The organism is Crocosphaera sp. (assembly GCF_030064895.1).
Classification (GTDB): domain Bacteria; phylum Cyanobacteriota; class Cyanobacteriia; order Cyanobacteriales; family Microcystaceae; genus Crocosphaera.
Genome location: NZ_JASJEB010000159.1, coordinates 1 through 8,369 on the forward strand (window position 1 = coordinate 1; position 8,369 = coordinate 8,369).

Consider the following 8,369-nt stretch of genomic DNA (forward strand, 5'->3'; position numbering starts at 1 on the left):
CTTGATGGGTGTGCCTTTGTTATATATTGGGGCGCAAAAAAGCTAGTTGGTGCGCTCGGCTAACTGGTTATGTCTCATATCCCCTAGTTTTCCCGAAAAACCGCTCGCGCACTTATGGAGAAGAGAGAGAGAGAAGAGGAGAGGTAAGGGTATTTCTCCTTTGTCTTTCTTGTTGGTTGCGTAGCCCCTAGTTTTTGGCTTTCTTGTTGGTGGTCTGGCCCCTTGTTTGCTCGCTCGTCGGGCAGGGGGGGCTGCTTGTTGGTGGCCTGGCTTGCTTGTTTCCCCTCCCCCCTGCCTCTCCTCGCTCGCGGTGGTGATGGCTAGTGGTTTTCAGACTGTACTATTTTAGTTTTTTTGTTCTTCCTGGGGGGGATTTTTTTCTAATTCAGCAGCGATCGCCTGTCGACAAATTTCCTGCCAATCCTTAATTTTTCCTTCTTTAATAGCTGTTTTTAAGAAAAGAGGCACACGAAAACTCACCTTTTCAGAACACGGCTGGTCCCAGTCGTATTTAGGCTTAAAATGATATTTCTCTAAATCTGGATTCCCCCCAGGTCTCCCGCTTTTCACACTTCCCATAGACTTCTTTTATTGATTTCATCTTATTATAGCATGGGTCACATTGAGAGTTACATGATTATTTATAGATAAAAGTCTATAGTATGAATTGGGAATAACTATGAATACATTAGATTATTTCGTGTCCCCCATGTTATAATATAAGAGTAAACAAAGGAGAGCAGTTCGATCCGCCAAGACTGAAACTGCTCTCACCCCAAATCATCGAATATCAATCAATGAGGTAATTATCATGGTACAACAAGTCATCAAAAAGTCTCCTCACGATAGCTTTATCGTTACCCAACTTTGTGAAAACGTGGTTATTTGTGAAGATATCCATAATAAGCAGAAATGGGGTAATCAAACCCTAGATAAACCAGCGTTTATGACTTATTTAGGATGTTCAAAACATGAAGTTTCAAGATATGTGCAAACCTTCAATAATTTGTATGGTTGCAAATGGTGTGAAGTTCGTTCACCTAAATATTTAAAAGACTTTGAATGTGAGATCAAAGTTAAAGGAATGAGCCGAGTTAATCTTAATTCTTTAATTAATTTACTCCATGCTCATCTGAACCTAAATACTGAGATTTTAGAAGCTGCTGAATTACTCAAAGAAGAAGAGGAATTGCTAGGGAGTTCAGAACAGATTGCTAAGTCTATTGTTCATTGGTTATCTGAACAATTAGAGGATATTGCTTGGCATTATCACAATAGTTCAAGCTTAGAAAAAAGGATTTTTCAAATTGAAGTAGAAAAAGAAAGAGCTTTAGAAGACTAATCTTTTTAACCCCCATCTTTGGGGGGATCTCTTCAAAAAAACTAAGTAATTATGAACTATTTAAACCTTGCTCAACCTTGGTTAGAGTGGGAGTCCGAACTTATAGCAGAAGATCAACATAACTGTTATATCAATGGACAAAACGACGCTTTATCCTTGACAAAACCCGAAGAACCTAACAATCAATGTTACATGATGGGATGGGAAGAAACCATGAAAAAGATTGCAACAGGTGAGATTAAACCCGAATTACTTGATAGTAATTACCCAGAAAGTACAGCAGATGAGGAATTTTAAATGAAATATTGGTCAATCTTAGATCAAGATAACCGAGTTGTCGGGGAATGGTCAGCAGGTGTTCATTTAGTTTCTATTTTTGAGAAGAAATCAGAAGCAAAGAAAACCGCCCTTAATCTCAATATTCCTCAGTTTCAAATAGTCGATGCAACCATCGCAATGCAATGTAAACCTAGTCAATTATCCAAGTAGGAGAAAAGAAAATGATTAAAATTTTAGACACTATGAAATATGCAGCTTTAGCTATTCTTAAGAAAGTAGCGGTTAAAATCATTAAGTTTCGTTTATTAGGTAAAGGTGAGACTCCTTGGGTTTATTATGAAGATAAACAAGGGAAAAGACGGGCAACCTTTCTTAAGAAGTCTGAGTTTAATGGTTACGATTGGAATGATGATTATAGCGAAGTAACCAACTTAGAAACGGGAGAAGTTTATCAAGTTTCTGCTGATTCCTGTACCTGTAAAGATTGGTATTACAGAGTTAGAACAGGTCAAAAAGCTCAATGCAAACATCAGATGATGAGGTCAGAATATGTTGAAGTTGAGCCTAGTCAAAACTTAAATGATTTTGATATTAATGATGAAGATTTACCCCCAGGTTGTTTTACTCGTAAACATGAAACAGAGAATAATATTGAATATCGTTTATTTGCTTGGGTAAAGAAATTTAATGGTGAGGAATACTATCCTGAAACTGAAGAAATAGGCAGTATTATCAAAACTCAGTTTTCAGGGGTAGAAGCTTGGTTTAAAAAGGCAATTCATGGGGTTCCATTTGATGCTGTTGATGATGCTGTTAACTATCTTTTGAGAAAAATTAACTTAACAGAAACTGCCCAGGTTTATCAATATGCAGAATCAATATTTTAAGGAGTCATGGGGAATTATTTCCCTATTATTTCCAATCATTACCTATCATTCATGGAGAGTTTGAAATGAAATTAATTGACATTTTGAGAAGTTTAGCACAACCTGTTCCTAAAAAACTAATTAGTTACAAAACTTTAAAAGGTAACAAGATTGATTACATTGCATGGTATGACCTTTGTGACTTACTTGATGACAATTGTGGAATTGATGGGTGGGAATGGTCAGTTAAAGATGTTAATCAAATCAGTAACCGTCTTACTTTAACAGGAATTTTAACTATTCATGGTGATGATAAAAGTTTAACCAGAATGGCAACAGGAACCGAAGATGTTGATTGTTCATCTTATGGAGATCCTTCAAGTAATGCTGAAGCTATGGCTTTAAGACGATGCTGTTCTAAGTTTGGTTTAGGAAGAGATTTATGGAGGAAGGAAAATAAAAATAGTAATAATTATAATTTTTCTTATAATTCTAATAAATCAACTAATAAGCCTATCCCTAAAGGGCAAATAACTAGGGAAGAATGGGAGAGAAGAAAGTTAGAAAAAAAAGAGATCGTCAATCCAGATCACGATTGGGGAGTTCAAGGAGAAATCCACTAAATTTAATTTAATCAATCAGGGAGATTAATTTCACTCAATATCAGTTAAGGAGAAAACCAATGACTAAAAACTATCAATTCAATGGCAATCAACCCCCTAAATTTTGGTTTGGAGATCGGGTTAAATTTGGTTCAAGAAAAGGAACAATTTATGGAATCGAGTGGAAAGATGATGCCAAACTTTTTGGAAAGACTAAAAATTGTAAATTGGGGTGGATTTATTGGGTTCATTTTGATAATAAAGCTGGATGTCAAGGGGTTTATGAAGATAGCTTAGAATTACTCGACTAATCATGTTTTGGGGTAATCTATTACCCCTGATCAACTCACTTCATTAATTAAGGACTAAAACACAATGGAAACTAATGGTAAACTTTGGCAAATTTCTGATGATATCTTAGAATTAGAAAGAGTCATTGATGAGATTGAAGATTGTAACGATTTAAGCGAATCTGAAAAAGAAGTCAGAAGGAATCATGTCTTTTCTGAATGGTTAAATACTGACACTCAATTTGATGAGAAAGCGGAAAAAGTAGGTCATTACATCAAGCAACTTGAAGCACTAACAAAAGCACGTCAAGCTGAAATGAAACGGTTGAAAACTTTAGCTGAAATGAGTGAAAAACAATCAGTAAGATTACGAACTTATTTAGTTAAAGAAATGTTACGGGTTGATAAAAGAAAGGTTGAAGGGGCAACTTGTAAATTATCAATGAGACGTAAACAGCCCCGTGTCTGTTTGAATGTTGAACCTGAACAATTACCCTCAGAATTTCAAAGGGTAAAAATTGAGGCTAATCTGACAGAAATTAAGAAAGCTTTGAAAGGTAAAAAACAAATTGATTGGGCTTTCTTTAGTGACAATCAAGAATATAGTTTGACAATTAAATAGTAGTAATAGGGGGAACTTTCCCCCAGGAGCAGGAGAATTTCTAAAAATGAATATCAAACCAGGAGACGTGATTACAGTTGGTAATCAACCAGGATTAGTTCGTGCCGTTCGGGGCAAAATGGTTATTATCAGACGATTTCGATTTACACCAACCGGTCAATGGCGAGGTTGTTTTGATAGTCAATACAAGATCACTCAAGTTAGTAAAGCAACAGAAACACAGGTTAATTCTGTTTATAGTCAAGCTATTCAAGCTGTTAGTTTTAATCGTTTTTCTGTTCCTAGAAAAATATTTTTAATGATTGTTAATGGAGAAAATAATGAGTAAATATCCTTGGTTATTATTTCATCCTAATATTCCCAAACCTTTACATGGGTTAGCACCAAGAGTCATCAAGGGACAACAATGGTGGAACCGAACAAAAAGAGAAGCAAAGGCTAAATTAGGTCAACATTGTTGGGCTTGTGGTGTTAATAAATATGACGCTAAATATCATCACTGGTTAGAGGCACATGAATGTTATTCTATCAATTATGGTACAGGTGAAGTAAAATATGTAGGAACTTGCGCTTTATGTCATGCTTGTCATAACTATATTCATGATGGTAGAATGCGAATGATCGTCGGTTCTCCTGATTTTCCTCATCACAAATATGTTGATATCATTGAACATGGAGAAACGGTTTTAGAAGAATGGTTTAAATTAAAAGGATGGCAATGGAAAGGTTATAAAAAAGCTTATCAACCCTTTTCTCTTTATTATGATCTGTATCCCCATTTACCCCAATTTTCTGATAAGATAAAATGGGTTGAAGGAGTAGGAGAAGCCGAGTGGAATGACTATCATTTAATTGTTGATGGAAAACGGTACGAAGCCAAACATAAAAGTTATGAAGATTGGTTACGTTTTTATAAAAACTATTAATAATACTGGAGATTTATTTTATCATGAAGATGATAGAGATAACTTTTATTTGTGATTAGTGAATCCTTATTATATGAATAGCCATCGCCTAAAAGTCGCTTTAACTGAAAATGGAAAAATAACTCTAGAAAATTTACCTTTTCTAGCAGGAGAAACTGTAGAAATTATCATTTCTCCTCAGAAAAAAGTTCCATGCTCTGATCAACCATTTCCCTTAGAAGGAACGGTTAATTACTATGATGACCATGCGTGAACCAGTTGCAGACGATGAATGGGAAGTGTTAAAATCATTGTATTTGATACCCATATTTGGATTTAGTGGGTTGATAATAATGCTCGTCGTCACTAAAGCCAATGTAAAAAGGGTAAATCCCAAGACAATTAAAATTAAAACTACACTTAATCCAATCAAAAAAAGTTTGTTAACTTTTCTGTTCTCAGGAGTATAATTCAAATGATGTTCTAATAATTCTATATTTCTTACATTAGCTTTCCAAGTGACATCAAAAACATCCCCCACCACGGGTACTGAACCGGCTAATGAATCTAATAATACATTCGTAACCATTTGTCCAATCACCTTACGGTTTACTCCCATTCGTGCTGATTCCCAAACAATATAAGCTGATAAGACACCGGCTATGGTATCCCCACCCCCTGGTATTAATCCTAAGATGGGGTCTAGTCCTATTCTCCATTTTGTGCCTGGAATTGGAATAGCTTTGTCCAACATAAAACTAATCCGATGAAGACGGGTTAATTTTTTTTGACGAGGGGATAATTTAGACATTTTTAACTATTTTTATCAGACGAATTTATAAAAATATTAATTCCTAAAATGCCAAATTCTGCATATTTATGTGGATTTTTTTCTAGCTTTTTAATAAATTCGCCATTTTTAACCGCTATAATTCGAGTTTACACTGGAATTATGCCTAAATCCTCTCACAGTCTTAAAAATCTCATCCCACAGTCGTGAAGTCAGAAGTTAAAAATTAGTGGGACGATCTACTCAGTTATATTTACCTTTGTGTGATAAATGAATCGTATTGAATCGTCTGCAACTCTCTTCCAATCAGGGTTTAAACGTGCTTGTCACCCTGTGAGTGATTAAGTAATGAATAATGGGGGTATTTTGCCCCCCAGGAGAATAAAAATAATGAAGGTCAAACAATTAGAATTAAACCTAAAGAATTTTAACAGTGATAAAAACCTGAGAAGTCTTAAAAACTTTCTTGATAGAGAGAAAAAAGTCGACGCAGATTATTGTACATAAATTCCTAACTTAGTTCTTCTTTGTAAACCTTTATGATTGGATAATTCAATAATCATATAGTGTAATCCTCTGTATAAAGTAGTTTCCCAATGCTCAAGATATGATGTGTTATCATTTTCTTGAATAAGATAACTTTCGTTATGATTTCCTAAATTATCTCCTCCCAATTCTTGAGCTTCCTTTCCATGATTTTGAACAATAAATTTTACTCGATAAGGTCTTAAATGTATTAAACTTTGAAGAGAAATAATAAACTTTAACTCTTTATGTTTGTTGATAAAATTGCTACAAGTATAATATGTTGTTTCTTGTATTTTGCTATCTCTAGAGCAATAAACTTTAACTGTAACTTGGATATTTTTTATTTGTGAATTATTATCATTCATCATGTAATTTTCTTGAGAAACAGGAGAAAATTGTAAATATTTTTCCCAATCAAATATATATTGTCTATAATTAATTAATTTGTTATCTTTATCTGTATAGTTAGGGGTTAAATAATAAACTTCCATCTCTGCCCCATTCTTTTTTATTGTTTTTATTTTTAACAAATCATCAGGAATGTCTAAATAATCTCGTAAAGATTGCCCAATCATAATTTTATTTTTTCCTGCTGCATGTTGAAGTTTTGATGCTACATCTACATAAAAAGAAGTAGCAGTAACTTCATCCATTCCTGGATAACCGTAGGAAGTCCATAAAACATCCTCTTTTTCCCCAAAATCTAATCCTATACGAATACCAAAATTTTCTTGGAATCCTCTATTTTCTAATCCAACTGAAACAACACTTTCTACGAAATAACGTAATACAGAAGCACAATTTAATCCATCAATTATTCCAATTTCCTCCTGAATATTTTTTCCTCCAAAATAAGCCATCACAGCATCACCCATAATTCTATGAACGTGACCATCGAAACACTTGATTAGTTCAATAGTAGCTCTAATAAAAGCATTTTTTATCAATTGAACTTCTTCCAAAGAATAAAACAAACTTAGTCTGGTTGAACTTACTATGTCCATAAACATAGTTGTTATTGCACAATAGATTTTTTTGTCTGTTCCTTTTATTTCCAAAAAATCTGGATGGTCTCCTATCTGTGGTATTTGAGGTGAGCCTTTACCATACAAAGGTCGAATCAATGTTTGAAGCGAATATAACTTAACAATTTCTCCCTCACTCAATTCAATAAGACTATCTTGTCTACTTAATTGACGTGAAAAATCTATATTTCTAACATCATTTATATATTGGTCATAAATACTACTCAGTTGTTTTTTAATATTTCTTTCTGTAAGATTTACCATAATTTATACTATAATCAATAGTTACAGTATAACCGTATTAATCAAAGGTCGTCAATAAAGTTGAATCAAAAAAATAGTAAACAATGGAATCAAATCTTGAACATATGTGGAAAGTCAAAGAATACGTATCACAGTATATTCAGTTTGCTGATACTAAAGCCGGATTAATTATTGCACTTTCTACTTTAAATATAGCTTTGCTTGTATTATTACCTGGCGAAATATTAACTTGGGAAATTTTGTTGATTTTACTCTCTTTGATTCCTATAGCCGTTAGTTTATTTTATGCAATTCAATGTATTAAACCTAGAACCACTTCTCCATCTAATAACAGTATATTTTGGGGAAACATAGCAAAATATAGGAACTATGATGATTACAAGAAAGTTGTGGATCAAGCTGATAAGCTAGAAGATTTACAAAAACAAGTTTTTGAGATTTCTAAGATAGCGCAAGAAAAATATCGATGTATAGAACGTTCAGTTGAATCTCAGAAATATGGATTAATTATTTTTTGGGTAATTATTTTAATAATACGGCTATTTTAAAAAGATTAACTAAAACCCCAAATTCTGCACCGCCCGCCGTTTAACTGCTTCTCCCCGTCTATCATATTTAGCCGTAGTAACAGGACTAGCATGGCCGGCCAACTTCTGTACTGTAACAATATCAACTTAAAATTAGACGCACAGGTAGATGCGATCGCAATTACTTATGCTGCATGGTCTGGGTTGGGGTGACGGTTGGTATTAACCTGCATTATTCATGAGAGAATTGAGAACAAGCCTGAAAGCCTTATATAATAAGGAATATGGAGATTTGACCCCAATAACAGTCTGTAATTTTTATCTATTAC

General features: G+C 33.9%; 14 protein-coding genes and 1 pseudogene. 11 read left to right on the forward strand and 4 right to left on the reverse strand.

Translation table 11 applies throughout. The annotated features are described in order from the left end of the window. Positions 1–345: 345 nt before the first annotated feature. Positions 346–570: a hypothetical protein gene (locus tag QNJ66_RS25180; RefSeq protein ID WP_300511414.1), complete on the reverse strand. Its 225-nt coding sequence runs from the start codon at positions 568–570 to the stop codon at positions 346–348. Positions 571–811: 241 nt separating this feature from the next. On the opposite strand from QNJ66_RS25180, the gene QNJ66_RS25185 reads away from it, so the two are divergent. The 10 genes from QNJ66_RS25185 (at position 812) to QNJ66_RS25230 (ending at position 5,180) form a co-directional block, all read left to right on the forward strand. Continuing rightward, entirely contained in the window at positions 812–1,342 is a 531-nt protein-coding gene (locus QNJ66_RS25185; protein ID WP_300511415.1) for a hypothetical protein, read from the forward strand. Positions 1,343–1,393: 51 nt separating this feature from the next. Next, complete coding sequence (locus QNJ66_RS25190; RefSeq protein WP_300511416.1) at positions 1,394–1,639, forward strand: hypothetical protein; 246 nt, start codon at positions 1,394–1,396, stop codon at positions 1,637–1,639. After that, positions 1,640–1,831, forward strand: a complete 192-nt coding sequence (locus QNJ66_RS25195) for a hypothetical protein (protein WP_300511417.1) — start codon at positions 1,640–1,642, stop codon at positions 1,829–1,831. 11 nt (positions 1,832–1,842) lie between these two features. Further along, positions 1,843–2,508, forward strand: a complete 666-nt coding sequence (locus tag QNJ66_RS25200) for a hypothetical protein (protein ID WP_300511418.1) — start codon at positions 1,843–1,845, stop codon at positions 2,506–2,508. Positions 2,509–2,573: 65 nt separating this feature from the next. Then, positions 2,574–3,110 carry a Rad52/Rad22 family DNA repair protein gene (locus tag QNJ66_RS25205; protein WP_300511419.1) on the forward strand — a complete coding sequence of 179 codons (537 nt, stop codon included), beginning with the start codon at positions 2,574–2,576 and terminating at the stop codon, positions 3,108–3,110. 59 nt (positions 3,111–3,169) lie between these two features. Continuing rightward, a complete protein-coding gene (locus tag QNJ66_RS25210) occupies positions 3,170–3,400 on the forward strand; it encodes a hypothetical protein (RefSeq protein WP_300511420.1) in 231 nt (76 codons plus the stop codon). Positions 3,401–3,464: 64 nt separating this feature from the next. After that, complete coding sequence (locus tag QNJ66_RS25215; protein WP_300511421.1) at positions 3,465–4,001, forward strand: siphovirus Gp157 family protein; 537 nt, start codon at positions 3,465–3,467, stop codon at positions 3,999–4,001. A 46-nt stretch (positions 4,002–4,047) separates the two neighbouring features. Continuing rightward, a complete protein-coding gene (locus QNJ66_RS25220; RefSeq protein WP_300511422.1) occupies positions 4,048–4,329 on the forward strand; it encodes a hypothetical protein in 282 nt (93 codons plus the stop codon). Further along, a complete protein-coding gene (locus tag QNJ66_RS25225) occupies positions 4,322–4,927 on the forward strand; it encodes a hypothetical protein (protein WP_300511423.1) in 606 nt (201 codons plus the stop codon). The genes QNJ66_RS25220 and QNJ66_RS25225 overlap by 8 nt, the downstream gene beginning before the upstream one ends. Positions 4,928–5,000: 73 nt before the next feature. Then, entirely contained in the window at positions 5,001–5,180 is a 180-nt protein-coding gene (locus QNJ66_RS25230) for a hypothetical protein (protein ID WP_300511424.1), read from the forward strand. Here QNJ66_RS25230 and QNJ66_RS25235 read toward each other — a convergent pair. Beyond that, complete coding sequence (locus QNJ66_RS25235; RefSeq protein WP_300511425.1) at positions 5,142–5,717, reverse strand: DUF4112 domain-containing protein; 576 nt, start codon at positions 5,715–5,717, stop codon at positions 5,142–5,144. The two genes, QNJ66_RS25230 and QNJ66_RS25235, sit on opposite strands and share 39 nt — an antisense overlap. A gap of 473 nt (positions 5,718–6,190) precedes the next feature. After that, positions 6,191–7,513, reverse strand: coding sequence for an adenylate/guanylate cyclase domain-containing protein (locus QNJ66_RS25240; RefSeq protein ID WP_300511426.1), 1,323 nt, complete (start codon positions 7,511–7,513; stop codon positions 6,191–6,193). A gap of 83 nt (positions 7,514–7,596) precedes the next feature. On the opposite strand from QNJ66_RS25240, the gene QNJ66_RS25245 reads away from it, so the two are divergent. Then, positions 7,597–8,061, forward strand: coding sequence for a Pycsar system effector family protein (locus tag QNJ66_RS25245; RefSeq protein WP_300511427.1), 465 nt, complete (start codon positions 7,597–7,599; stop codon positions 8,059–8,061). Between the two features lie 9 nt (positions 8,062–8,070). On the opposite strand, the pseudogene QNJ66_RS25250 reads toward QNJ66_RS25245, so the two are convergent. Further along, positions 8,071–8,187, reverse strand: a pseudogene (locus QNJ66_RS25250) (integrase); the annotation flags it as partial. Between the last annotated feature and the right edge of the window lie 182 nt (positions 8,188–8,369).